Annotated in this window: 21 protein-coding genes; 12 read left to right on the forward strand and 9 right to left on the reverse strand. The window is 69.0% G+C overall.

Features of this window, described 5'->3' with window-relative positions; translation table 11 throughout:
• Window positions 1-160 precede the first annotated feature (160 nt).
• The 10 genes from GOAMR_RS11420 to GOAMR_RS11465 all read left to right on the forward strand — a co-directional run bounded on the left by GOAMR_RS11420 (window position 161) and on the right by GOAMR_RS11465 (window position 11951).
• The gene (locus GOAMR_RS11420; protein WP_005187384.1) at window positions 161-613 is read left to right on the forward strand and encodes an FHA domain-containing protein FhaB/FipA; all 453 of its coding nucleotides are present in this window, start codon (window positions 161-163) and stop codon (window positions 611-613) included.
• Window positions 610-2130 (forward strand): PP2C family serine/threonine-protein phosphatase, encoded by a 1521-nt coding sequence (locus GOAMR_RS11425; protein WP_005187386.1) that lies wholly within the window; start codon window positions 610-612, stop codon window positions 2128-2130. The genes GOAMR_RS11420 and GOAMR_RS11425 overlap by 4 nt, the downstream gene beginning before the upstream one ends.
• Entirely contained in the window at window positions 2130-3572 is a 1443-nt protein-coding gene (locus GOAMR_RS11430) for an FtsW/RodA/SpoVE family cell cycle protein (protein WP_005187389.1), read from the forward strand. The genes GOAMR_RS11425 and GOAMR_RS11430 overlap by 1 nt, the downstream gene beginning before the upstream one ends.
• Window positions 3569-5071 carry a peptidoglycan D,D-transpeptidase FtsI family protein gene (locus GOAMR_RS11435; RefSeq protein ID WP_005187392.1) on the forward strand — a complete coding sequence of 501 codons (1503 nt, stop codon included), beginning with the start codon at window positions 3569-3571 and terminating at the stop codon, window positions 5069-5071. Before GOAMR_RS11430 ends, GOAMR_RS11435 begins: the two co-directional genes overlap by 4 nt.
• The gene (locus tag GOAMR_RS11440) at window positions 5068-6513 is read left to right on the forward strand and encodes a serine/threonine-protein kinase (RefSeq protein WP_005187395.1); all 1446 of its coding nucleotides are present in this window, start codon (window positions 5068-5070) and stop codon (window positions 6511-6513) included. Before GOAMR_RS11435 ends, GOAMR_RS11440 begins: the two co-directional genes overlap by 4 nt.
• Before the next feature lie 76 nt (window positions 6514-6589).
• On the forward strand, window positions 6590-8506 hold the full coding sequence (gene pknB, locus GOAMR_RS11445; RefSeq protein WP_005187398.1) for a Stk1 family PASTA domain-containing Ser/Thr kinase: 1917 nt from the start codon (window positions 6590-6592) through the stop codon (window positions 8504-8506).
• An 18-nt stretch (window positions 8507-8524) separates the two neighbouring features.
• The gene (locus tag GOAMR_RS11450; RefSeq protein ID WP_005187401.1) at window positions 8525-9187 is read left to right on the forward strand and encodes an aminodeoxychorismate/anthranilate synthase component II; all 663 of its coding nucleotides are present in this window, start codon (window positions 8525-8527) and stop codon (window positions 9185-9187) included.
• 197 nt (window positions 9188-9384) lie between these two features.
• A complete protein-coding gene (gene crgA, locus GOAMR_RS11455) occupies window positions 9385-9675 on the forward strand; it encodes a cell division protein CrgA (protein ID WP_005187403.1) in 291 nt (96 codons plus the stop codon).
• 179 nt (window positions 9676-9854) lie between these two features.
• Complete coding sequence (locus GOAMR_RS11460; protein ID WP_005187406.1) at window positions 9855-10349, forward strand: PH domain-containing protein; 495 nt, start codon at window positions 9855-9857, stop codon at window positions 10347-10349.
• A gap of 375 nt (window positions 10350-10724) precedes the next feature.
• On the forward strand, window positions 10725-11951 hold the full coding sequence (locus GOAMR_RS11465) for a ricin-type beta-trefoil lectin domain protein (protein ID WP_005187409.1): 1227 nt from the start codon (window positions 10725-10727) through the stop codon (window positions 11949-11951).
• Between the two features lie 83 nt (window positions 11952-12034).
• Here GOAMR_RS11465 and GOAMR_RS11470 read toward each other — a convergent pair whose 3' ends face one another.
• Window positions 12035-12934 (reverse strand): rhomboid family intramembrane serine protease, encoded by a 900-nt coding sequence (locus GOAMR_RS11470; RefSeq protein ID WP_005187412.1) that lies wholly within the window; start codon window positions 12932-12934, stop codon window positions 12035-12037.
• Between the two features lie 26 nt (window positions 12935-12960).
• Window positions 12961-13491: a peptidylprolyl isomerase gene (locus tag GOAMR_RS11475; protein ID WP_005187414.1), complete on the reverse strand. Its 531-nt coding sequence runs from the start codon at window positions 13489-13491 to the stop codon at window positions 12961-12963.
• Window positions 13492-13596: 105 nt separating this feature from the next.
• Here GOAMR_RS11475 and GOAMR_RS25140 point away from each other — a divergent pair, with 105 nt between their 5' ends.
• Both GOAMR_RS25140 and GOAMR_RS25560 read left to right on the forward strand, forming a co-directional pair.
• On the forward strand, window positions 13597-13749 hold the full coding sequence (locus GOAMR_RS25140; RefSeq protein ID WP_005187416.1) for a hypothetical protein: 153 nt from the start codon (window positions 13597-13599) through the stop codon (window positions 13747-13749).
• 169 nt (window positions 13750-13918) lie between these two features.
• Window positions 13919-14914 carry a DUF4190 domain-containing protein gene (locus GOAMR_RS25560; RefSeq protein WP_005187418.1) on the forward strand — a complete coding sequence of 332 codons (996 nt, stop codon included), beginning with the start codon at window positions 13919-13921 and terminating at the stop codon, window positions 14912-14914.
• A gap of 129 nt (window positions 14915-15043) precedes the next feature.
• Here the strand turns inward: GOAMR_RS25560 and GOAMR_RS11485 are convergent, their stop codons facing one another.
• The 7 genes from GOAMR_RS11485 to GOAMR_RS11515 all read right to left on the reverse strand — a co-directional run bounded on the left by GOAMR_RS11485 (window position 15044) and on the right by GOAMR_RS11515 (window position 24291).
• The gene (locus GOAMR_RS11485) at window positions 15044-16252 is read right to left on the reverse strand and encodes a VWA domain-containing protein (RefSeq protein WP_005187420.1); all 1209 of its coding nucleotides are present in this window, start codon (window positions 16250-16252) and stop codon (window positions 15044-15046) included.
• Entirely contained in the window at window positions 16249-18774 is a 2526-nt protein-coding gene (locus tag GOAMR_RS25565; protein ID WP_005187422.1) for a DUF5682 family protein, read from the reverse strand. Before GOAMR_RS25565 ends, GOAMR_RS11485 begins: the two co-directional genes overlap by 4 nt.
• Window positions 18775-18991: 217 nt before the next feature.
• A complete protein-coding gene (locus tag GOAMR_RS11495) occupies window positions 18992-20095 on the reverse strand; it encodes an ATP-binding protein (RefSeq protein ID WP_005187423.1) in 1104 nt (367 codons plus the stop codon).
• Window positions 20092-21603 (reverse strand): DUF5691 domain-containing protein, encoded by a 1512-nt coding sequence (locus GOAMR_RS11500; protein ID WP_005187426.1) that lies wholly within the window; start codon window positions 21601-21603, stop codon window positions 20092-20094. The genes GOAMR_RS11495 and GOAMR_RS11500 overlap by 4 nt, the downstream gene beginning before the upstream one ends.
• Complete coding sequence (locus GOAMR_RS11505) at window positions 21600-22988, reverse strand: SWIM zinc finger family protein (RefSeq protein ID WP_040515055.1); 1389 nt, start codon at window positions 22986-22988, stop codon at window positions 21600-21602. Before GOAMR_RS11505 ends, GOAMR_RS11500 begins: the two co-directional genes overlap by 4 nt.
• A 105-nt stretch (window positions 22989-23093) precedes the next feature.
• The gene (locus tag GOAMR_RS11510) at window positions 23094-23663 is read right to left on the reverse strand and encodes a hypothetical protein (RefSeq protein ID WP_005187432.1); all 570 of its coding nucleotides are present in this window, start codon (window positions 23661-23663) and stop codon (window positions 23094-23096) included.
• Window positions 23664-23790: 127 nt separating this feature from the next.
• Window positions 23791-24291, reverse strand: a complete 501-nt coding sequence (locus tag GOAMR_RS11515) for a hypothetical protein (protein WP_005187434.1) — start codon at window positions 24289-24291, stop codon at window positions 23791-23793.
• Window positions 24292-24336 lie beyond the last annotated feature (45 nt).

Genomic DNA, 24336 nt, shown 5'->3' on the forward strand with positions numbered 1-24336 from the left:
CCGATGTTGAGACCGAACTGTCACTCCACGATGAGTGCCTTCAAAGGATCTGCCCATATGATGCAGTCGGGCCCGTCATGGACGGCGGGGCCCGATTGGGCTGTCGGTGGCCGGGCCGCGCCCGGCTATCAGCGACGCGAGTTCAGGAGGTGACGACGGCATGCAGGGCTTGGTACTTCAGCTCACCCGCTTCGGGTTTCTCCTGTTGCTCTGGCTCTTCGTCTACGCGGTGATCCGGACGATCCGTGCCGACATCGCCACCGCGGGCGGCTCACGCATCATCCGGCGCGACCGCCGGGCGCGCGGCGACCACGCCAAGGGTTCCGCCCGCTACCTCGTCGTCACCCACGGTGCCCTCGCCAACACCCGAATCACCCTCGGCGCGCAGCCCGTGCTGATGGGCCGCGCCGCCGACTCGACGCTCGTCCTCACCGACGACTACGCCTCCGAACGGCACGCGCGATTGTCCCGGCGCGGCGACGACTGGTACGTCGAGGATCTCGGCTCCACCAACGGCACCTACCTCGACCGCGCGAAGGTCACCACCGCGGTCCGCGTCCCCATCAACACACCGATCCGCATCGGTAAGACCGTGATCGAGCTCCGCCCGTGACCCTTGTCTTGCGCTACATCGCGCGCAGCGACCGTGGCCTTGTGCGCGCCAATAACGAAGACTCCGTGTACGCGGGCGCCCGGCTGCTCGCGCTCGCCGACGGCATGGGCGGGCACGCGGCGGGCGAGGTGGCCAGCCAGCTGGTCATCGGCGCGATGCGCGAACTCGACGACGACGAACCCGGCGGCGACCTCCTCGACAAACTCGAACAGGCCACCCGCCGCGGCAACGACGCCATCGCCGCACAGGTGAGCCGCTCCCCCGAACTCGACGGCATGGGCACCACCCTGACCGCGATCCTGTTCGCGGGCAGCCGGATCGGTCTGTGCCATGTCGGTGACTCCCGCGCCTACCTGTACCGCGACGGCCAGCTCACCCAGATCACCCGCGACGACACGTTCGTGCAGACCCTCGTCGACGAGGGACAGATCACCGCCGAGCAGGCGCACGTGCACCCGCAGCGATCGCTCATCATGCGGGCGCTGACCGGTCAGCCCGTCGAACCCACCCTCACCGTGCGCGAGGCCCGGCCCGGCGACCGCTACCTGCTGTGCAGCGACGGACTGTCCGACGTGGTCACCTCCGAGACCCTCGCCGACACCCTCGGCTCCGTCGAGGACCACCGCGCCTGCGCCGACCGGCTCATCGAGCTGGCGCTGCGCGGCGGCGGACCCGACAACGTGACCGTCGTGGTCGCCGACGTCGTCGACACCCAGTACGGCGATTCGCGGCCCATCGTCGGCGGCGCCGCCGGCAGCGAGGACGAGAGCTACACCCCCGACCCGGCCACCGCCGCCGGGCGTGCCGCCGCGCTCCGGCCGCCGCCCACCGAGCCCCGCAGGCCCTCGATCATCGACGACGAACCGCCGGCGGCGAAGAAGAACCCGCTGTGGAAGTGGCTGGCCGTCGCGCTCGCCGTGCTCATCGTCGCCGGAATCGTCGCCGGCTTCTTCGTGATCCGGGCGATGTTCAGCAACAGCCACTACGCCGGTGTCGAGGACGGCAAGGTGGTGATCTTCCAGGGCTCGCCCGACAAGATCGTGTTCCTGACGTTCAGCGACGGCGCGAAACGGGCCTGCGTGCGCAACCCGAACCAGGACAAGCCCGAGGTGTACTTCGTCGAGTACTCCGCCGACTCGGACTGCGCCGCGCTCGACCTGTCCGATCTGCAGGAGATCGACCGGAATACATTGCGCAGCAATGCTATTCGTAACAAGTCTCTCGACGAGGCCGAGGACGCGGTCAGCGACCTGAGCTTCCTGCCGATGTGCGCACCGGCGCCCGCTCCCCAGCCGGCACCCGCACCGCGCGACCCCCGCTCCCCCACACCGCGCACACCCGAACCGTCCCGGCCCGGAACCCAGTCGCACACCACACCGGCCCCGGCGGGCAAGACCACGGCACCATCAACCGGTACGCCGAGCCCCGGCCTGCCCGAGGGCACCACCGCGGCGTCGGCATCGGTCCCCGAACAACGCGACGACAACGGCAACAAGGTCTGCCGGGGGACCGTCTGATGTCCGCTCCCGCACCCCAGCACGCCCCGCCCGGGAACCCGGCCAAACAACGCACCGGCCGCAACACCGAACTGGTCCTGCTCGGCTTCGGACTCGGACTGGTCACCGTGGCGCTGGTGATCGTGCAGACCGCCCAGGAACAGACCGTCACCCTCGATCTGGCCAAATACGTGGCCGCCTACGCGGCGCTGTTCGCCGCCGCGCACATGGTGGTGCGCCGGCTGGCGCCGTACGCCGACCCGCTGATCCTGCCGATCGTCGCCGTCCTCAACGGCCTGGGCCTGGTCATGATCCACCGTCTCGACCTGGGGTCGGGGCACACCGGTGAGACCGTCAACGCCACCGAGGCCACCCACAACGCCGACCAGCAGCTGCTGTGGGCGGTGCTGGGCCTGATCGCGTTCACGGCGATCCTGTTCTTCGTGCGCGATCACCGCACCCTCTCGCGGTACGCCTACATCCTGGGCCTGTGCAGTCTCGTGCTGCTCGCGGCGCCCGCGATGCTGGCGTTCCTGCCCGGCATCAACACCTCGGTCAACGGCTCCAAGAACTGGATCGTCACCCCGGTGTTCAGCATCCAGCCGAGCGAGTTCGCCAAGATCCTGATGATCATCTTCACGGCGTCGTTCCTGGTGTCCAAGCGCGACCTGTTCACCACCGCCGGCAAGCACGTGCTCGGCATGGACTTCCCGCGGCCGCGCGACCTCGGTCCGCTGTTGGTCGCCTGGGGCCTGTCGCTCGGCGTGCTCGTCTATTCCACCGACCTCGGCTCGTCGCTGCTGATCTTCGCGACGATGCTCGCGATGCTCTACATCGCCACCGAGCGCGTGAGCTGGGTGGTCCTGGGCGTCACCCTGTTCATCCTGGGCGCGTTACTCGCCTACCAGCTGTTCGCCCACCTGCGGCTGCGCGTCTCGATCTGGCAGGACCCGTTCGCCGACTTCGCCGGCAACGGCTACCAGCTCGCCCAGTCCTTGTTCGGGCTGGCCACCGGCGGTCTGTTCGGCACCGGCCTGGGCTCGGGCCGCCCCAACATCGTGCCGTTCGCCAACACCGACTTCATCGTCGCCTCGTTCGGTGAGGAACTCGGCCTGGTGGGTCTGGCCGCCATCCTGATGCTGTTCATGATCCTCGTCGCGCGTGGCCTGCTCACCGGCATCGCCGTCCGCGACAGCTTCGGCAAGCTGCTCGCCGCCGGGTTGTCGTTCACCATCGCGGTGCAGATCTTCGTGGTCGTCGGCGGTGTCACCAAGCTGATCCCGCTGACCGGTCTGACCATGCCGTTCATGTCGTACGGCGGATCGTCGCTGCTGGCCAACTACATCCTGGTGGCGATCCTGCTGCGCATCTCCAACGCCGCACGCGAACCCGACACGGCCAAGCCGAAACCGGCGCCCAAGGCCGTCGAATCGCTGCAGACGCAGGTGGTCCGCAAGGCATGAACACACCGATCCGGCGCGTATCGATGGCTGTGATCATCATGATCGTCGCCCTGCTCGCCAACGCCACCTACGTTCAGGTCTTCAAGGCCGACTCGTTGCGCGCCGACCCGCGCAACAACCGCGTGCTGCTCGACGAGTACGCCCGCCAGCGCGGCGCGATCACCGCCGGTGGCACCGTCATCGCCGCGTCGACCCCCATCGACGGGCGGCTGAAGTTCCTGCGCAGCTACCCGAACGGCGGGGCCGCGGCGTTCGCACCGGTCACCGGCTTCTACTCGTTCCAGTACGGCAGCACCGGCATCGAGCAGTACGAGAACTCGATCCTCAACGGCAACGACGACCGGCTGTTCGGTCAGCGGTTCCTCGACATGTTCTCCGGCCGCGACCCCCGCGGCGGCAACATCGTCACCACCATCGACCCCAAGATGCAGAAGGTCGCCTACAACGCCATGCGCGAGGGCTGCTCCGGCGGCTGCCGCGGCGCGGTGGTGGCGCTCGAACCCAACACCGGCAAGATCCTCGCGCTGGTGTCGACACCGAGCTACGACCCCAACAAACTCGCCAGCCACGACCAGAAGGTGCGCGAGGACGCCTGGACCCGGTGGAACGCGGCCGACACGGTGACCAGCCCCATGCTGAACCGGGCCGTGAACCAGCTGTACCCGCCGGGATCGACGTTCAAGGTGATCACCACGGCTGCCGCACTGCGCCAGGGCATCACCCCCGACCAGCGGCTGACCTCGTCGTCGGGGATCACGCTGCCCGACACCAACACCACGCTGACCAACTACGGCGGCCAGAGCTGCCCCGACAGTTCCGGCGGCACGGTGTCGCTGACGCAGGCCTTCCAGTACTCGTGCAACACAGCGTTCGTGCAGCTCACCACGGAAAAGATGAAGGACCCGACCTCGTCGTTCGTCGACACCGCCACCCGCTTCGGCCTCAACGAACGGGCCGCCGACATCCCGCTGCCGGTGGCCACGTCGACCTCCGGTGACATCCCCGACCTGGCCGCGCTCGGCCAGTCGTCGATCGGGCAGCGCGATGTGCGCGTGACCCCGCTGGAGAACGCGATGGTGGCGGCGACCGTCGCCAACGGCGGCGTGCGGATGCAGCCGTACCTCGTCGACAAGTTGCAGTCCGCCGACCTGCGGACACTGCACACGACGCAGCCGTCGACCATCAACTCGCCCATCGACGCCGACCAGGCGGAAACACTGACGCAGCTGATGATCCAGTCCGAACGGCACACGTCCGGCGCGGGCGGGGCGGTGTCGATCGCGTCGAAGACCGGAACCGCCGAACACTCCGACGAATCGGGGACCGGCGAAACACCGTATAGCTGGTACATCGCGTTCGGGCCATCGTCGAACGCGAAGGTGGCCGTCGCGGTGATCGTGGAAAATGGCGACCTGGGGGAGGCGTCAACCGGTGGCGCCGTCGCGGCGCCTATCGGGCGCGCCGTGATCAACGCACGGCTGGGAGGTGCAGGCGGATGACCCTTTCGAATGGAACGACCATCGCCGACCGCTATCGGCTGATGCGGCTGATCGCCACCGGCGGCATGGGCCAGGTGTGGGAGGCCCTCGACACCCGGCTCAACAGGCGGGTCGCGGTCAAGGTGCTCAAATCCGAGTACACCAACGACCCCGAGTTCACCGCCCGGTTCCGCACCGAGGCCCAGACCACCGCCAAACTCAACAACCCGGGCATCGCGAACGTCTTCGACTACGGCGAGACACCCGACCGGGGCACCGGCGAACCGCTGGCCTACCTGGTGATGGAACTGGTCGACGGCGAACCGCTGAACTCGGTCATCTCACGGATGGGCCGGCTGTCGCTGGCCAACTCCCTCGACATGCTCGAACAGACGGGCCGGGCACTGCAGGCCGCCCACGACCAGGGCCTGGTGCACCGCGACGTCAAACCCGGCAACATCCTGATCACGCCCACCGGGCAGGTCAAGATCACCGACTTCGGCATCGCCAAGGCTGTCGACGCCGCGCCCGTCACCCAGACGGGCATGGTGATGGGCACCGCCCAGTACATCTCGCCCGAGCAGGCCACGGGCGACGAGGCGACCTCGGCGTCGGACGTGTACGCGCTCGGCGTGGTCGGCTACGAGGCGCTGACCGGGCGCAGGCCGTTCCTCGGGGACGGCGCGATCACCGTCGCGATGAAGCACATCCGCGAGACACCGCCGCCGCTGCCCAGCAACCTGCCGTCGGGGGTCCGCGAACTCATCGAGATCACGATGGCCAAGGATCCGCGGCAGCGGTACGCCAACGGCGGCGAGTTCGCCGACGCCGTCGCCGCCGTGCGGGCCGGCCGCAGGCCACCGCGGCCCGGTGGATTCACCGCCACCAGCTCGATCAACCCGGCGCCGCGTCCGACGTCGGCGACACGGGTCATCGGCACCGGACCGGCCACATCGGCCCGGTATTCGCCGTCGACGTCGACCTACAGCGGCCCGAACTACAATTCGCCACCGCCGCCGCGACAGCAACGTCCCACCACCCCCGACAGCAACTGGACGACAGGTCAGAAGGTGCTGGCCGCGCTGGCCGGGATCCTGCTGCTCGTCGCCCTCGGTGTGGTCGCGTACTGGCTGGTGAACGCCGACTCCGACAACGGCGATCCGAAGACACCCGCCACCACGGTCACCAAGACCACCCAGAACCCCTCCGACGACGACACCGAGGCGGAGACCACCACCGAGGTCACCGAGGAGGAGCCCCGGCCCACGCGCACGACCACCAGGGAGACGACCACCGAGGACACCACCACGGAGGAGACGACCACCGACGACACCGGCACCGAGGACACCGGCACCGAGGACACGGGCGGCGAGGACACCGGCACCGGAGAGACCGAACCCGAAGAACAGGACACCGGTGGTGGCATCACCATCTCCATCCCCGGCCTGCCGCAATTCCCATGAGCCCCCACGCGCCCGCGCTACCCATGACCCCGCCGAGTAAGCTGACCGAGAAGAAAAGGACGGTGAGAAGCCACCCATGACGCCGACGCCTCACCATCTGTCCGATCGGTACGAACTCGGCGAAACGCTCGGCTTCGGCGGTATGTCCGAAGTGCATTTCGCCCGCGACACCCTGCTCAACCGGGACGTGGCCGTCAAGGTCCTGCGCGCCGACCTCGCCCGCGATCCGTCGTTCTACCTGCGGTTTCGCCGCGAGGCGCAGAACGCCGCCAAGCTGAACCACCCGACGATCGTCCAGGTCTTCGACACCGGCGAATCCCAGACCGAAGGCGGCCCGCTGCCGTTCATCGTCATGGAATACGTCGACGGCAAGACGCTGCGCGACATCCTGCGCAGCGACGGCCCGCTGTCGCCGCGGCAGGTGATGACGTGGATGGCCGACGTGGCCGCCGCGATGGACTTCTCGCACCGCAACGGCATCGTGCACCGCGACATGAAACCCGCCAACGTGATGATCGACATCACCGGCGCGGTCAAGGTCATGGACTTCGGCATCGCCCGCGCCATGAACGACTCGACGTCGACGATGACGCAGACGTCGGCGGTCATGGGCACCGCCCAGTACCTGTCGCCCGAGCAGGCCCGCGGCATCAAGGTCGACCCGCGCAGCGACATCTACTCGATGGGCTGCGTGCTGTTCGAGCTGCTCACCGGCCAGCCGCCGTTCACCGGCGACTCACCGGTCGCCGTCGCCCACCAGCACGTCCACGAGGAACCGCCGCTGCCGTCGTCGATCCGGGAGGACCTGCCACCCGAACTGGACTCGGTGGTGCTCAAGGCGATGAGCAAGAACCCCGCCAACCGCTACCAGTCGGCGGCCGACCTGCGTGCCGACCTCATCAAGGTGCTCGCCGGCGGCAAACCGTCGGCGCCGATGGTGCTCAGCGCGGAAGAACGCGACCTCCTCGACACCGGGCCGCGCCGCAGTCTGCGGACCAACGGCCGGGGCGGCGGTGGAGAGCGCGGCGGCACCGACGAGGTGGAGACCGACGAGCCGGGCAACCGCCGGCGACCGCTGCTGATCCTCGGCGCGATCGCCGCGGTGCTGGTGCTGGTCGCGGGGATCCTCGTGTTCTGGGCGCCGTGGGACTCCGACGAGGCCCCGCAGGTCGCCGTGCCCGCGGTCGACGGCAAATCCGCCGCCGACGCCCGCACCATCCTCGAAACCGCCGGCTTCAAGGTCAAACGCCTCGGCGAGGCCAGCCTCGACGTCGACGCCGGCAAGGTCACCCGGACCGCACCCGGCCCCGGCGTCAAGGCCGACGACGGCTCCGAGGTGACCCTGTACGTGTCGACGGGCCCGCAGCGGCAGCCGATCCCCGACGTGCACGGAAAGACGCAGGACGAAGCACAGAAGGCGCTCGACGTGCTCGGCTTCACCAACGTCAAACTCGACACCGTCGACTCCACCGAGGACCTGCGCGACCGGGTCGTCAAGACCACCCCGCCCACGGGCACCGAAACCCCGGTCAACAGCGCCGTCGTGATCTTCATCGGCACCGGCCCCAAGATGGTCACCATCCCCGAGATCAACGGGCTCAGCGAGTCACAGGCCCGGGCCGTGCTCGAACAGAACGGCCTGCAGATGTCCAGCACCGAGGCTGACAGCGACTTCGCCAAGGGCAACGTGATCAGCAGCTCGCCGGGCGCCGGGACCACGGTGGTCATCGGTACCACCGTCGAGGTGACCGTCTCCCGCGGCAATCAGTACACCGTCCCCGATGTCACCGGGAACACGCCCGCACAGGCACGCAGCATGCTGTCCGACGCCGGATACGAGGGCGGCCGCCTCGAGGTCACCTACCGCAACGTGCCGCTCGGCAGCCGCGACGACGGCAAGATCCTCAGCCAGTCGCCGGCCGCGGGCACCCGCACCGACAAGAGCGAACAGGTGGCAGTGGTCGTAGGGCGCGCAAGTTTATTGCCGAACTGAAGCCGGTAGCCTGATCGCGTGAGTTCCGGACGCATCCTGGTCATCGACAACTACGACAGCTTTGTGTACAACCTGGTCCAGTATCTGGGCCAGTTGTCGGTGGAGACGGTGGTCTGGCGCAACGACGAGGACGCGCTCGGCACCGATGACGCCGCGTACGAGGCCGCGGTCGCCGGGTTCGACGGGGTGCTGCTGAGCCCCGGCCCCGGCACCCCGCAGCGGGCGGGTGCGACGATGCCGCTGGTGGGGGTGGCCGCGCGGACCGGGAAACCGCTGCTCGGCGTCTGCCTGGGCCATCAGGCCATCGGCGCGTACTTCGGCGGAACCGTCGACCGCGCGCCCGAACTCCTGCACGGCAAGACCTCGCTGGTCTACCACGAGAACACCGGCGTGCTCGCGGGTCTGCCCAGCCCGTTCACCGCCACCCGCTACCACTCGCTGACCGTGGTACCGGAGACGATCCCCGACGAACTGATGGTCACCGGCCGCACCGACACCGGCATCGTGATGGCGATGATGCACCGCGACCTGCCGATCCACGGCGTCCAGTTCCACCCGGAAAGTGTGCTCACGCAGGGCGGACACCGGATGCTCGCGAACTGGCTGACCCTGTGCGGCATCGACGTCCCCGAGGCGACGGTCGCCGAGCTCGAGGCGCAGATGGCCTCCGCCATCGGCTGAGTTGGCCGTACCCGCACGCCCGGTGTAGCCGCCTGGTCTTCGCGATGAGCCGACCAGGTGGGATACCGTAGTGAGCAACCGATCCGCTATACCAGGATCACAACCGGGTGGGGAGAGTCCCCACACAGGCCCCAGCGCTCGCCGGCAACGCGCGCGCCGTGTGTGACACGCGCCGGGGCACGAGCAACGAGGAAGTCATGCCGAAGTCAAAAGTCAGGAAGAAGACCGACTACACCATCAACCCGGCGAGCCGTACGCCGGTGAAGGTGAAGACCGGACCCTCCAGTTCCCTCTACGTCGCCCTGATGCTCGGCCTGATGCTGTTCGGGCTGATCTGGCTGATCGTCTTCTACCTGGTCGCCACCCCCAGCGCGCTCGGCGGCGACGGCAAGATCCTCAACTGGATGTACGAACTCGGCCCGTGGAACTTCCTGATCGGCTTCGCGTTCATGGTCGTCGGCCTGCTGATGACCATGCGCTGGCGGTGACGCGGTTCGCCCGACAATCCCGAGCCACGCGAACTCTGGTCACACGAACCACCTCCGCATCACGTTATCCACAGAATTGCATCGAATCATGCACCGGTTATCCCCAGTTGTGGAATCACATGTGTGTAACTCATCCCCACCTGTGAGTGTTTTCTGTGGATAACCCTGGTGATGGATCTGTGTATGAGTGGTCGACGCCCACCCTGGCGGGTGCGGCGATGGCGATCGGCGGCCTGATCCTGCTCGGCGGATCGGTCGTGCTGTCGTCCGACCCGGTCGGCCTGGTCCTCATGGCCTTCGCGGGCCTGCTGCTGCTCGGTTTCGCGTCGTACGCGCTGCTGCTGCGACCCCGACTGCGCCTGGCGACGCGGCCCGCACCCGAACTGACGCTGCGCACCATCGGCGGCCCCCGCACCTACACGCCCGCCGACATCGACCGGATCCGCGTCCGGCAGCTGCGGCGCATCGGCCGGCACAGCCACCAGCTCGAGCTGGACATCCTGCGCGAGGGTGCCGACGACCCGAACCCAGACGCCCAGACCCCAGACGCCCAGTACCCGGCCGGGACGCTTCCGGACACCACGCTCGTCGTGCTCAATCGCTGGGACCTCGGTGCCGATCCGCACGAGGTCGCCGACGTGCTGTCGGAAGCCGGATTCGTCATCGAACGCTAGTTCCGCCGCGGAACCCCGTGATGCCGCGTACTGCGCATCGCTATGCGCAACCTCATGTTTCCCAACCGTGAAGCTATTCACATACCCAAAGTTCCGGTTTGGTAACAGCGGCACCCACTCTGCCACATCGTCGAGATCTGCCTCACATCATCAACACCAGCCCCACAAGACATGGGGCATCTCTTGCGCAACACCCGTTCGCGGCACTGCTGTGCCGCCAATCGATGAGTGAGGTGTTTTATGCGTTCTTCCGGCAGTTCAGATCCGCGCTCCGCAGGCCCCGTCACCGAGAGATCCGAGGGGCCACCGCCCCCATCCGGATCGACAGTCACGACCGGGCGCCGCAGCAGCAGGTCGCTCACCCGGCCCCGCCCTATGTCCGCCCTCACCATCGCTGTCACGGCGACCACGGTCATGCTCACCCCGGTTGTCCCCCTCGCCCCGGCGAACGCCGTCGATGCCACGGTGTACCTGCGCAACCCGAACGGCCGCTGCATCGAGGCCCCCGGTTCCGCCGTCGGAACCGGGCTCGTCCTCGCCGACTGCACCCAGGCCCAGGCGCAACAGGTCACCATCGACCAGAACGGGACCGTTCGCATGCGGGGACGCTGCGTCGGACCCGCGGGCCGCAGCAGCGCCGGCGGCGCCCGCCTGACCCTGCAGACGTGCACCTCGTCCAACTACTACAAATGGGACAGCAACGGATCCGCCCGCTACATGAACCGGGGGTCCGGACGCTGCATCGACAACCAGTGGAACGTCAACATCCCCGGGAATCCGATCACCCAGTACGACTGCAACAACACCAACGCCCAGCACTGGGAGGCCGTCCCGGTCGGCACCAACCCACCGGGCAATCCGTCGGGTCAACCTGTGCCGCAAGGGAATCTGCCCGGCTGGCGACAGATCTTCTGGGACGATTTCACCAAGGCCGCCCCGGTGGGCAGTTGGGCCAACCCCTGCAGCCCCGACCAGATCGTCTACACCGGCGCACAGGGACAGCGCTGGCGGACCTACCCGCAATGCTGGGTCGACACGGTCCCACGGAACCCGTACCGGCCCGATCAGGTGCTGAGCGTCGCGGGCGGCGTCCTCAATTTCCACCTGCACAACGTCGACGGCCGCCCGGCCGGGGCCAATCCGTCACCCGTCATCGACGGGAACTCGCAGTATCAGACGTACGGCCGGTACAGCGCCCGGCTGAAGGTAGACACCCCGACGTTGTCGGAGTACAGCGTGGCGTGGTTGCTGTGGCCGGCCTCCGACAACTGGCCGTGGGACGGGGAGATCGACTTCCCCGAGGCACCGCTGTCCGGAACAGCCTGGGGATATCACCATTACGCCCGTGAGGGTGCCTGCGTGAACGGCTGCCAAGAGTCGGTGAACACCCAGGCCCGGTTCACCGACTGGCACACCTACACGATCGAGTGGATGCCCGGCCGGATCCGGCTCCTGCTCGACGGCACCGTGGTCCTCAACACCACCAGCTGGATCCCCGACACACCCATGCGGTGGCAGTTGCAGACCGAGACCAACAGCACTGGCAACCACAACGGCAACCTGCTGGTCGACTGGGTGTCGGTGTGGGCGTACAGCCCGTAGCCACCCGAGCCCGGACACCCGAGCCCGGACACCCGAGCCCGGACACCCGGCCGGGACCGTCGTCGCGACGTCCCGGCCGGTCGTCAGCGGATGATCGCCGACGTCGGCTCGTAGGCCAGGGCGGCGCCGACGGCGATCCCCATGCCCACGATCACCAGCGTCGCGATGACGGCCCAGCCGAGCAGGCTCGCACCGGCCGGAGTGCGCCCACGATCACCGGCGACCTGCGGCAGATAGATGAGGCCCGCGGTCGCGAGCGCACCGAACAGCAGACCGCCGAGATGGGCGGCCAGCGAGATGCCGGGCACGGTGATCGACAGCACGATGTTGAGGCCGATGATCGACAACACCGGCACCGGCGAGGCACGCATGCGCAGCACGATGACCAGCATCGCGCCCATCAGGCCGTAGATGGCGCCCGAGGCGCCGGCGTTGATCGTGAGGTCGCCGGCGAACAGCATCACCGCCGCGCTGCCGCCCACCAGCGACGCCAGGTACACGCCCGCGTACCGCGGATAACCGATGGCCAGCTCCAGGTCGCGGCCCAACAGGAACAGCGAGAGCATGTTGGCGGCGATGTGGGTGAGCGAGAAATGCAGGAAACCCGCGGTGAGCAGCCGCCAGTACTCGCCGTCGTGGACGAACGGCTTGAACAGCGCCCAGTCGGTGAACAGCGACGAGTTGAGCATGTCGGTGCCGCCGGCCTGACCCACGCAGATGACGAAAACGAGCACGTTGAACGCGATCAGCCCGTACGTGACGTACGGGTACCGGGTGGTCCGGGGCGCGGCGACGGCCTGCCCGGTGGAGCCGGTGAATCCGCGGCGGACCTGCCGAGGTTGCGCCGCGCCGTCGGAGCGCAGGCATTCGAGACAGTGCTGGCCCACCGAGGCGGGCCGCAGACATTCGGGGCAGGCGGGCCGCCCGCACCGGCTGCAGGCCAGGCCGGTGGGACGATCCGGATGCCGGTAGCAGGTCACCACCGGCCCGCCCTGCGGGAAAGCCGCGTTCAGCTGATCTCCACGCTTTCGATGACAACGGCGTCGACGGGACGGTCGCCCGGGCCGGTCGCGGTGGTGGCGATGGCGTCGACGACCTTCTGCGACGCCGGGTCGGTGACCTCACCGAAGATGGTGTGGCGGCGGTTCAGGTGCGGGGTGGGGCCGACGGTGATGAAGAACTGCGAGCCGTTGGTGCCCGGGCCGGCGTTGGCCATCGCGAGCAGGTACGGACGGTCGAACTGCAGCTCGGGGTGGAACTCGTCCTCGAAGCGGTAGCCCGGGCCGCCGCGGCCGGTGCCGGTCGGGTCGCCGCCCTGGATCATGAATCCGGCGATGACGCGGTGGAACACCGAACCGTCGTAGAACGGTCCCTCGGCGCTGCCGGCCGCGTTCGGCTGGCTGTAGTCCTGGCTGCCGTCGGCGAGGCCGGTGAAGTTGGCAACGGTCTTGGGAGCGTGGTTCCCGAACAGTTCGACGACGATGTCGCCGCGGTTGGTGTGCAGAGTCGCGGTCTGTGTCTTGATACTCACGCCCTCCATACAACCACTCGGGCATCCCGAACACGACCTCGGACATCGCGAACACCACAAGGCGGCTCACCTGGGCCGATCCCGGCCGATCAGGCACCCGTTACCCTTGACGGCGTGCCGAAACCGATTATCGCCGTCATCGTCGCCGCGCTTGCCGCCCTGCTCGGCGGGGTGGTCTTCGCCGTCCGCAAGACGCGCACCGAGCACCCGCCGGTGTCCGCGACCATTCCGCGCGTCCAGGAACTCGGCCCCGCCCCGGCCCCCTGAGTCATGGCGAGGCCTGCCTCTGAGTCATGGCGAGGCCTGCCTCTGAGTCATGGCGAGGCCTGCCTCTGAGTCATGGCGAGGCCTGCCTCGCGGCCCAACCCGCCCCGAACTCATCACAGACTCGCCGGTGATGTGCCCAATCGGGCCCGGCGTGGGTAATTTGTAGAACGTGACTGCCGACGAACCAGGACAATCCGACGTCCCGCACCCCGCGGACGTCGCGGATTCCGTGGGTTCCTTCACCGGTGACACCCGGTCCGCCGGCGAGCGAGCGCCCTGGGAACGGCAGCAGGCACCCGTCACCGGAGGCCTGCCCGCCGACGCCGCGCGCGGTCAGCGGGCGCGCTGGAACACCGGTACACACGGCTCGCCTACCGGTCAACAGGCCGGACCGCCGCCCGGCCAGACCGGTCCGCGGATGGGTCCCCCGCCCGGTTACCGGCCGCAGGGCGGACCCGTGTCGGGGCCTCCCACCAGCACTCGTTACCGAATGCCCGGCCAGCAGCGGCCGGGACAGGCTCCGACGGGCCAGCCGCCGAACAGGCCCGGTCCGCCTCCCCTCAACACCGGTCAGGGTCGCCCGGCGGGACCGCACGGCCCCGGAAACCGGCCACCTGCCGACCCGGGTGCCGCCCGCACGATGATCGGCCCGCGCCAGCCCGTCACCGACAGGGCCGACGAGGTGACGACGGTCCGGGACGACCTGGCGACCGAGGCCGCGCCGACGATCAGCCGTCCCGCTCCCGGTGTGTCGCCCGCGTCCGGCGAGCGCACTCACTACGGTGACAGTGACGCCGGCGTCGACCAGGACCACAGGGACCTGACGGCCGGCGACGGAATCCCAGACACCTCCTACGGGGACACCTCCCTCAGGGCCGGCTCGTTCCGGGGTTCCGGTGAGGCCGAGGAGACGAGTGTGGCCGGAGATCGCACAGGTGCCACGCACACCAATCTGTTGTCCGTGGTGGCGCTGGTCCTGTCGGTGCTCGGGGTGACGGCCCCGATCGGTGTGTATCTGGCCTACACCTCGCTGCGCACCATCCGCCGCACCGGCGAGCTCGGCGCACCGTTCGCGGAGGCCGCCAAGTGGCTCGGCTGGCTGTGGATAGCGTTCTTCGTGTTCGGTGCGATCGCCTACTTCTGGATCGGATCGCAGGGCAGCTGAGTCCGGCAGCACCCCTTCCGGGCTGGTGAGCGACCTCGAGTCAACAGACCGTTCGGTCGATTCGACAACTCATTCGATTTCTCCACAGCTGTGCACAACTCTGTGGATAACTTGTTCACGACACGTGGATCACGCGTCCCGCGCCGCCTCCACCAGGTTGGGCATCCCCCGGCGCGCGAGCTCGTTGGCATCGGCACAGCCGACGATGTCGCCACGGTTCACCGCCAGCGCCAACAGCTCGGGGAACGCGTCGGGCGTGCACGCGAACGCCGGGATACCCATCGTGGCCAGCGCGCCGGCGATGTCGTGATCGAACGACGGCGCCCCCTCGTCGGACAGGGCGAGCAGCACGATCACCTGTACCCCGGCGCCCTGCATCGTGGCGACCCGGCGCAGCAGTTCCTCCCGCACCCCGCCCTCGTACAGGTCGGAGATCAGCACAAAGATGCTGTCGGTGGGCCGGGTGATCAGGCCCTGGCAGTAGGCAACCGCCCGGTTGATGTCGGTGCCGCCGCCCAGCGCCGTCCCGAACAGCACGTCGACCGGATCGTCGAGTTTGTCGGTGAGGTCGACGACCTCGGTGTCGAACACGACCATCGACGTGCGCACCGACCGCATCGTCGCCAACACGGCACCGAAGATCGACGAGTACACGATCGACTGCGCCATCGACCCCGACTGGTCGATCGCCAGCACGATGTCCTTGCTCACCACCTGGGACCGGCGGCCGTAGCCGACGATCCGCTCCGGCACGATCGTGCGCTGTTCGGGCAGATAGTTGCGCAGATTCCGGGCGATGGTGGTGTTCCAGTCGATGTCCGCCGGTCGCGGCCGGTGCGTGCGGGCCGCCCGGTCGAGGGCGGCGCCCACCGCGCTCCTGGTCTTCTCCGCGATGCGCCGCTCGATCTCGTCGACGACCTTGCGCACCAGTGCCCGCGCCGACGCCTTCGACGACTGCGGGATCGCCTTGCCCAGCCCGATCAGGGTGGTGACCATCTCGACGTTCGGTTCGACGGTCTCGAGGAGTTCGGGTTCGGCGAGCAGCGCGGCGATGTTGAGCCGGTGCACCGCGTCGTGCTGCATCACCTGCACCACGGTCGACGGGAAATACTTGCGGATGTCGCCGAGCCAGCGCGCCACCGACGGCGCCGACTTGCCGAGGCCGCCGCGCCGGTCACCCGACACCCCGTACAGGGCTGACAGCGCGCGATCCATCCCGAGGTCGGCGCCGCCGAGGCTGCCGAGGGCGTCGTCGGCCTCCGCGCCGAGGACCAGTCGCCAGCGGCGGTCCCGCTCACCCGGCGCGTCCTGATCTGGTGTGTGGTCCCGTTCCGTCATCGTGTGCTCCCCACCGGTGTGTCTCCGAGGATCCGGGCCAGTGCGGCGACCGCCGGGCCGGCCAGTTCCGGATCGAACAGCGAGTGCGCCGCGGCCACCCCGACCGGTTGCTCGCCGGGTCCGGACCGCGCGAGTTGTTCGGCGATACCCCGCCGCACCGGTGCGTCGAAGGGGCCGAAGGTGCGGCGCAGCAGCGGCAGCGCGTCGACGAACGCGGTTTCGTCCAGACCGGCCAGCCACGAGTCGATCATCGGCAACAGCACCGGGTCGTGGATCAGCAGCAGCCCCGAGTCGCCGAGGAAACCTTCGATCCAGCGCGCCTTCTCGACGGGTGTCGCGCCGCGGGACAGCGCCAGCCCGAGCCGGCGCGCGGCCTCGGCCGAGTCGAAGACGTCGGCGTCGGTGAGCAGCCGGGTGATGCGGCCGACGAGCACCCCGTTGACGTCGGTGCGGTCGGCGATGGAACGCAGCACGTCGTACCAGCGTTGCCGGTCAGTGCTCCCCTGCCCCGCTGTGTTGTCCCCCGCTGTGTTGTCCCCCGCTGTGTTGTTCACCGCTGTGTTGTTCACCGCTGCGAGCAACGCGACCGTCTCGTGGACCGCGCCGATCCTCTCGGTAATGCTCTGGGCCGCTTCGTCATTGAGTCCGGTGACGGCGGCGGGCAGGCCGGTGCACACCCGCAGCAGCAGCGAACGGGCGACAGCGCCGAGCGCGGTGACGTCGGTGCCGCGCACATCGCCGTAGCGCTGGGTGCGGCCGATCGCCGGCAGCGCCGCCATCAGCTGGTCGACGTCGTGGTCGACGGCCGCCCGGGCGTGCAGCGCCGCCAGCACCGGACCGAGCGCGTCGGCGGCGTCGGCGAGCAGGGTCTGTTCGAGCAGCTCGGTGATCTGCGAGAGCTGGGTGGCCGCCGCGGCGCGGTCGCCGATCTTCGCATTTGCCGCAGCGGAAACCGTTGTGCCCCACACCGATGCGAGGACCACCTCGATGACTAGTTCTGGTCGCCAGGTGAGCAGCCAGCCCTCCTTGAACGTGCCCGTCCCCGTGATCTCCAGGGGTTGGCCCCAGTCGATCCCGAGTACCGACAACCGGTGCAGCAGGATGGATTTGGCGAGGTCATTCGGTTTGCGCAGATCGAGCACGACCTCCTTGGCCGCCGGACTCTGCTTGAGCCGCAACGACTTCACCGTCGACGTCAGATCCGCCTGCAACGGTACGACGGGTGAATCCTCCGGCACCGAGCCGAGCCGCTCCCCCATCACCACCTCGCGGTGCACCAGGTCGGCCAGGGTCCGGTCCCCTTCGCACAGCACCGCCAGCGTGGCCTCATCGAGTTCGGCCAGACCGGCCAGCTGTCTGCCCCGCATCGTCGCGAGAGTCTGTGCGAGCCTGACCGATTCGATGATGTGCGCCGACGACACCGGAAGGTCCTGGGCGCGGAGGCGCTGCGCCGCACCGGTGAACCAGCCGGCCACCACCGTGTCGGGGTCGGCCGTGAACAGATGGTGATACCAACCGGGCGAGACCACACCCGCCGCGTACCCCGACGCGAACGACAACCGCGAATGCGTCCACGGCACCCACGCCAGTCTGGTGCGGGTCTTTTTCATGCCCTTGAGGATCCGGCTGTCGGCGGTGGCGGGCGGCAGTTTGCCGCGCAGTGCCGGGACGTGCCAGGCGCCGCAGATCACCGCCACCTTGTGCACGCCGGTGCGTTTGAGGGTCTTGCGCAGCACCTGCCGCATGTACGCCTCGCGGCGCTCATCGCGGGCGGCGTCGGGGCTGTGGTCACCCACCTCGTCGCGGAGTACCGTCATCGCCTCGGCGATGGCCTCGAAAATACCTTGTTCGCTACGGGTTTCGACGACGTCGTCCCACCAGCGTTCGGGGTCGTCGTAGCCGGCGGCCTCGGCGAGGAGGGCGATGGGGTCGGTGCGGGCGAGGTGTTCGGCGGTGGTTTCGTCTTCGGTGGTGGCGTCAGGATTCTCGTCTCGCCGGACCCCTCGTGACCCTCGCTCCTTCGTCGCTTCGGCCTCGGGGATCAAGGGGGTACCTGCGTCCCCACCGGCTTCGGCCTCAGGGATCAAGGGGGTACCCGCGTCCCCACCCGCTTCGGCCACGGGGATCAAGACGTCGTCCCCGACTCCAGTGGCACCGGCGTCTTCGTCCCTGGCAGCCAGGGTGACGGCGGCGGGGAGGTCGCAGAACTCGACGGGGACGTGGTTGCGGACGGCCCAGGTCATCGCCTGCCATTCGGGCGAGAACACCGCGAACGGCCAGAAGGCGGCCGACGACGGGTCGTCGGCGGCGTACCCGAGGAGTGCCACCGGCGGCGACATTCCTTCCGCCACAACCGAGCCGATCAGGTCGGAGGCATCGGCCGGGCCCTCGATGAGAATCGCGTCGGGTGCGATGCGGTCGAGCTCGGCGGCCACGGCGCGGGCCGATCCCGGACCGTGGTGCCGGATGCCCAGCACGTAGGTACCCGGCCCCGGGGCGCTGATCGGCCCTGCGTCAGTCAACCCATCCGGACAGCCGTCGGGAACGGGGGCGCTGGTCGGCCCTGCGTTAAGCAATCCATCCGGACGGCCGCCGTCGGGAACGGGGGCGCTGGTCGGCCCTGCGTTAAGCAATCCATCCGGACGGCCGCCGTCGGGAACGGGGGCGCTGGTCGGCCCTGCGTCAGTCAATCCATCCGGACGGCCGCCGTCGGGAACGGGGGCGCTGGTCGGCCCTGCGTCAGTTGAGTCCACGGCGTGCTGCCCGGTAGAAGTCGGACCAGTCCTTGCGTTCGCGGACAATGCCTTCGAGGTATTCGGTCCAGATCACGGTGTCAGAGCCGGGATCCTTGACCACGGCGCCCTGGATGCCGGCTGCCACGTCGGAGGGGCGCAGAACACCGTCGCCGAAGTGGGCGGACATGGCGATGCCGTGGGTGATCACCGAGATCGCCTCGGCGGTGGACAGGGTGCCGCTGGGTTGTTTGACCTTGTTGCGGCCGTCCTCGGTGACACCCGCGCGTAGTTCACGGAACACGGTGACGACGCGCCGGATCTCGTCGGCGGCCGACGGCACCTCGGGCAGTTCCAGTGCGCGGCCGAGGGATTCGACGCGCTGGGTGACGATGCGGACCTCGTCGTCGGCGGTGGCGGGCAGGGGCAGCACCACCGTGTTGAACCGGCGGCGCAGCGCCGACGACAATTCGTTGACGCCGCGGTCGCGGTCGTTGGCGGTGGCGATGAGGCTGAAACCCTTCGCCGCCTGCACCTCGATACCGAGTTCCGGTACGGGCAGGGTCTTTTCGCTGAGGACCGTGATGAGGGCGTCCTGGACGTCGGAGGGAATGCGGGTGAGTTCCTCGAGTCGGGCGATCTTGCCCTCGGCCATCGCCGTCATGATCGGCGAGGCCACGAGCGCTTCGCGGCTGGGGCCTTCGGCGATGAGCCGAGCATAGTTCCAGCCGTACCTGATGGCCTCCTCCGGGGTACCCGCCGTCCCCTGCACGAGGAGCGTTGAGGTTCCGCTGATGGCCGCCGAGAGATGTTCCGAAACCCACGTTTTCGCGGTTCCCGGCACACCCAGCAGGAGCAGGGCGCGGTCGGTGGCGAGGGTGGCGACCGCGACCTCCATGATGCGGCGCGGACCGATGTACTTGGGGGTGATGACGGTGCCGTCACCGGCGGTACCGCCGACCAGGTAGGTGACCACCGCCGACGGCGACAGCCGCCAGTTGGGTGGGCGCGCACCGGTATCGGTGCGGGCGAGGGCCTCGAGTTCGGCTGCGTGCAGCTGTTCGGCGTGCGGGCGCAACAGGTTGGTGGCCTGCTGATTGTCGTCGGTCACGTCAGTTCCCTCTCCAGAGCGGTGCGGATACGTAAAGCTTCGTCGAATACGGCGAGTTGGTCGGTCCACAGGTTCGCGGTGGCGGCCTCGCGCAGCGCCATCCGGTGCCGGCTCCAGTCGAACTCGAGCGGAAGGCCGATCGGCAGGTAGGTCAGCATGGTGCGGGCGGCGGTCTCGAGGGTGCCGTACCGGACGCTTGCTTTGCAGGCGGCGTCGAACACCGCCGCGGCGACAGCGGGCGGCCACGGCGTCGGCAGGTAGGAAAGGCCGACGACGTTGCCGTTACGGAGACCTGCGATCACCGCGTCGGCGATGCGGGTGGGATCGGCGACACCGAACAGCTCGGGCGGTGCGAGCGGATGGTTCAGCAGCGCCGTCGCCCATCGGGTATCCCTCTGGGCCACAGCTGCTTCCGACAGCGCGGGAATCACCTGACCGGCGTCGTCGCGGGATACGGCGCCGACGATCTTCTCCGGTGCCGCGCCGAGCCGGGCCTCCCAGAACGTCAGTGTGATGCGACGCAGGAGTTGCGCCGTGACCCACCCCGCCGGATTGGTACCGCCGCCGAGCGCTGTTGAGGAGATGCCGTCGCGTGCGGCGTCCGCGGCGACGAGCTCCTCACCGCTCGGGGTGGTGAGCTGCAAGCTGGCGCGCAGCAGGCTGCGACCGAGTCGCACATGGGGTGCCGTGAGCACTTGGAGTCGTTGCTGCAGAGCCGATTCGGGGATCTGGGCGAGTAGATTCTGCGCCACGGTCCGTACCTTCTTGCGACGATCGGCCAGGCACTGTTCGAGGAACGGCTCGTCGGCCACGGACACTCCGGTAGCCAGTACGGGCAGCAGTTTCTCCCGGTCGGGACCGGTCTCCGACGACCAGCTGTCGACCAGGAGCCGCAGTGCCTCGTCCGGCTCCCGGTGGCGCAGTTCGGTCAGGTAGGTCACCCGCTGGTCGACGGTGCCGTGCGTCCAGAGCCGCTCATCCGGCGCGGACTCGTCGCCCGCGGCACCGCCCAGCTGTCCGAGAAGAACACCACCCCAGCCGATATCGGGTGTATGCACGGCGAGCCACGCACCGCGCGGCCCGACGATCCGGGTGACGTCGTCGCGCAGTGCGGTGTCCCGCAAGGCCGCCCGCAGCAGAGGCACGAGCAGCCCGGCGGGTGCTCTGCGGCCGGACCCGGCAACCCGGTGCAGCGCCCAGGAACGCAGTGGTGCGGCGGCCTCGAGGGCGTAGTGCACGGCGCGTGCGGCGGTGTCGGACAGTTCCGGACGATGGTCGGCGGGGGCCTCGCCGATCGGGGTCGCCTCCACCGCCGGCGGCCCGGATGCGTTGCGGGCCACCGCAGTCAGTGCCGCAGTCCGCAACACCGAGGTGGGCAGCGGTTCGTCCGGCGGCAGGTGATCGGCGATCACCTGATCGGCATCGAGCCGCGTCGGTTGCCGGTTGTTGACGCCGACGAGTGCCGCCGACACGGTGGCGTCCCAGTGCGTGGTCTCGCGGGGTATCACAGCGCGTTCACCCGCCCGTCCGCGACGATGGCCAACGGCAACAGTCCGTCGGCGTCGAGTTCGCCGACGACGTCGACGACACCGCCGAGGGTGCCGGCCACCAGCGACGGCCACAGCTCGGCACCCACCCGCAGCGGCACCGATTCGCCGTTGTTGTCGGTGAGTGCGTAACCGGTTGGGCCGGAACCATTCACGATCGCGAGCCGACCACGCACCGTGGCCGGTGAGGAACGCAGCCAGGGGTCGGCGGCGACGTCCCGGGCGCGGGCGGCCCGGGCCACGGAGACTGTCGTCGCCGGCGGCAGTGCGGACGGGCGGCCGTCCGTGCCCGACGGTGGTCCGTCCTGGTCGGCGATCAGCGCCCGCTGAGCGGGCGCACCCGGATAGTAGTGCAGCGGCGCCCGGAATGCCGCCCCCACCGGGGGCCGCGGCGGGAAGGTGCCGCCGGTGGGCACATACTCCAGGATCAGCGCGTACCGTCCGGCGGCGCCCCCGTACAGCCATAACCGGCGGGCGGTGACACGATCGAGTTCCTCAGTGCGCCAACCGAGTACCAGCCAGTCGTCGACGACGGCCGGCTGCGCCAGGACGTCGGCCTTGGCGACGGTGTAACCGACATGCCTGCGGACCGCGGCGGCGGTGTCGTCGTCGAGTTCGGCGAGTCGTTGGTGCGCGGTCCCGAGCGCCCACAGCGCACCGAACTCCATCAGTAGCCGGTGCGGCCACGTGCCCGGCTCACCGCCGGTGAGGACGGCGGGCAGCTCCCGCACCTGCGAGGCCAGACCGGGAGCCTGGGCGTCGACGAGGCGGGCGGCAAGTGGGTCGAAACGCCCGTACGGGTCGTTGTCGATTCCCGAGAACCCGTGCGCGACCTGATCTTCGAGCCACATCGTGAGCTCGGCGATACCTCCGGCGACCCGGTCGGCCCGCTGGGCGGCGGTGGCCGCCGCGCGCTCGGCCTTCACACGTTCGGCCCCGCCCGGCTTGGCCACGGCATCAGCATCGGTAGCGGCCTTGGCACCGGCGCGGGCATCGCGGCTGTCGAGCCAGGCGCCCGCGAAGTCGGACGGTTCGGCCGCGTCGGCTACCTGACCGGCCGACCACAGCAGCAACAGACCCAGCGCGTGCTTGCATGGGAACTTGCGTGACGGACACGAACACTTGTACGCCGGGCCCCGCAGATCGACGATGGTCTGATACGGCTTCTTGCCGCTGCCCGCGCACAGGCCCCACAGCGCCGCGCTCGTGGCACCGGTTTCCGACCAGACACCCGGCGTGGCGAGTTTGCGGCCCGCGTTCACCGACGAGGTGTCGGGCGCCGCCGACTCCACCTGCTCGGTGCTCCACCTGGTGCCCGCGACCGCACCCCCGCCCGAGAATCTCACGCCCACCAACTAACCACATGACTGCGACATCGCGCCCGAACGCAGTCATTCGACGGACGGCGTGGACTCAGGCGTGGGGCCGTCCCCAGCGAGGATCGAGGCAGGTCAGGACGGACAGTGGACCGTGTAGCTCCAGTGCGTGCCCTGCTCGGGGCCGGTCACCTTCACGGTCACGAAATTCTGGCCACCGGCCGGCACGCGGATGCGTTTGCTGCCGTTGCCCTCGTTGATGCGGTCACCGATCATGCCGGTGTTGTACAGCTGCCGCCCCTGGTAGAACACCTGGATGCGGTCGGGCTGCGTCTCGGTGTCGTAGACGATGGTGAAGCTGAACGGACCGCGCCGGCCCATGATGTGCTTGGTGGTGGTGACACCCTGCCCGCCGGACCGGGTCTGCTGGTTGCAGCGCTGCACCTTCGGGGAACCACCTCCGGGTGACCCCGTCGGGCCGCTCGATCCCCACGATTCGAGGCTGCCGGTCACCGTGTCGCCGAGTCCGGGTACGAATTCGTTGAGGACCGCGCCGCCGATGTCCTCGGCGCTGCCCGAGTCGACGCTGCCGACGCTGACACTGCCATCGGCCGACGCGACGCCCGGTGCCCCGAACATCAGGGCACCGGCGCCGAGCAATGCGACACCTGCCGTCCGCCGAGATCTCTGTGTTGTGTTGCCCATGCGCCACCGCCAGGTTCAGAATCCGATATGTCGGATCAACCATATCGACCGATGACACCCGCCACCGCCCGATTCTTGTCGCCCAAAAGGGTGGAATCGGTTGTGCGGTAGGCGTTGACGTCCAGAGTTAGGCAGGGCAGCCGACGGTGTAGTTCCAGGAGCCGCCGACAGGACCGCTGACCTTGACCGTCACGTAGTTGTTGGTTCCGGCCGGCACCGAGACCTTCTTGCTGCCGGCGCCCTTGACGTAACCGGTGGAGGCCCGGATCTTGCCGTGGTAGAACACCTCGATCTTGTCGGCCTGCGTGCCGGTGTTGTAGGTGAGGGTGAAGGTCATCGGTCCGGTGCGGCCCATCAGGTGCCTGGTGTTGGTGGCCGACAGGCCGGGCGACACGGCGCGCTGACCACAGCGGAGCTCCCGGAGCGAGCCGTCGACACCCTCCGGCGAGCCGTCCCGGGTTGCCGACCCTGCGGTATTGGCACTGCCGGAGAAGATACCGCCGGCGCTGCCCGTATCGAGGCTGCCGGTGGCGGCGCCGGCCAGGCCCGGCACTGCGCATACGAGGGCGGCGGCACCGGCCACCGCGGCGATCGTTGTCCGGCGAGGGTTGCCCACTCCGTTGTTCACGACTTCTCCATCCACGTCAATTCTCGAACGACGTATCCACTGTAC

Origin of the sequence: Gordonia amarae NBRC 15530, from assembly GCF_000241345.1 — a bacterium.
Classification (GTDB): domain Bacteria; phylum Actinomycetota; class Actinomycetes; order Mycobacteriales; family Mycobacteriaceae; genus Gordonia; species Gordonia amarae.

Coding starts and splice junctions, on each gene's coding strand:
- GOAMR_RS11510 (WP_005187432.1), bottom strand. CDS start 23,663: ATGGGCAACACAACACAGAGATCTCGGCGGACGGCAGGTGTCGCATTG.
- pknB (WP_005187398.1), top strand. CDS start 6,590: ATGACGCCGACGCCTCACCATCTGTCCGATCGGTACGAACTCGGCGAA.
- GOAMR_RS11440 (WP_005187395.1), top strand. CDS start 5,068: ATGACCCTTTCGAATGGAACGACCATCGCCGACCGCTATCGGCTGATG.
- GOAMR_RS11465 (WP_005187409.1), top strand. CDS start 10,725: ATGTCCGCCCTCACCATCGCTGTCACGGCGACCACGGTCATGCTCACC.
- crgA (WP_005187403.1), top strand. CDS start 9,385: ATGCCGAAGTCAAAAGTCAGGAAGAAGACCGACTACACCATCAACCCG.
- GOAMR_RS11475 (WP_005187414.1), bottom strand. CDS start 13,491: ATGGAGGGCGTGAGTATCAAGACACAGACCGCGACTCTGCACACCAAC.
- GOAMR_RS11430 (WP_005187389.1), top strand. CDS start 2,130: ATGTCCGCTCCCGCACCCCAGCACGCCCCGCCCGGGAACCCGGCCAAA.
- GOAMR_RS11435 (WP_005187392.1), top strand. CDS start 3,569: ATGAACACACCGATCCGGCGCGTATCGATGGCTGTGATCATCATGATC.
- GOAMR_RS11485 (WP_005187420.1), bottom strand. CDS start 16,252: ATGACGGAACGGGACCACACACCAGATCAGGACGCGCCGGGTGAGCGG.
- GOAMR_RS11420 (WP_005187384.1), top strand. CDS start 161: ATGCAGGGCTTGGTACTTCAGCTCACCCGCTTCGGGTTTCTCCTGTTG.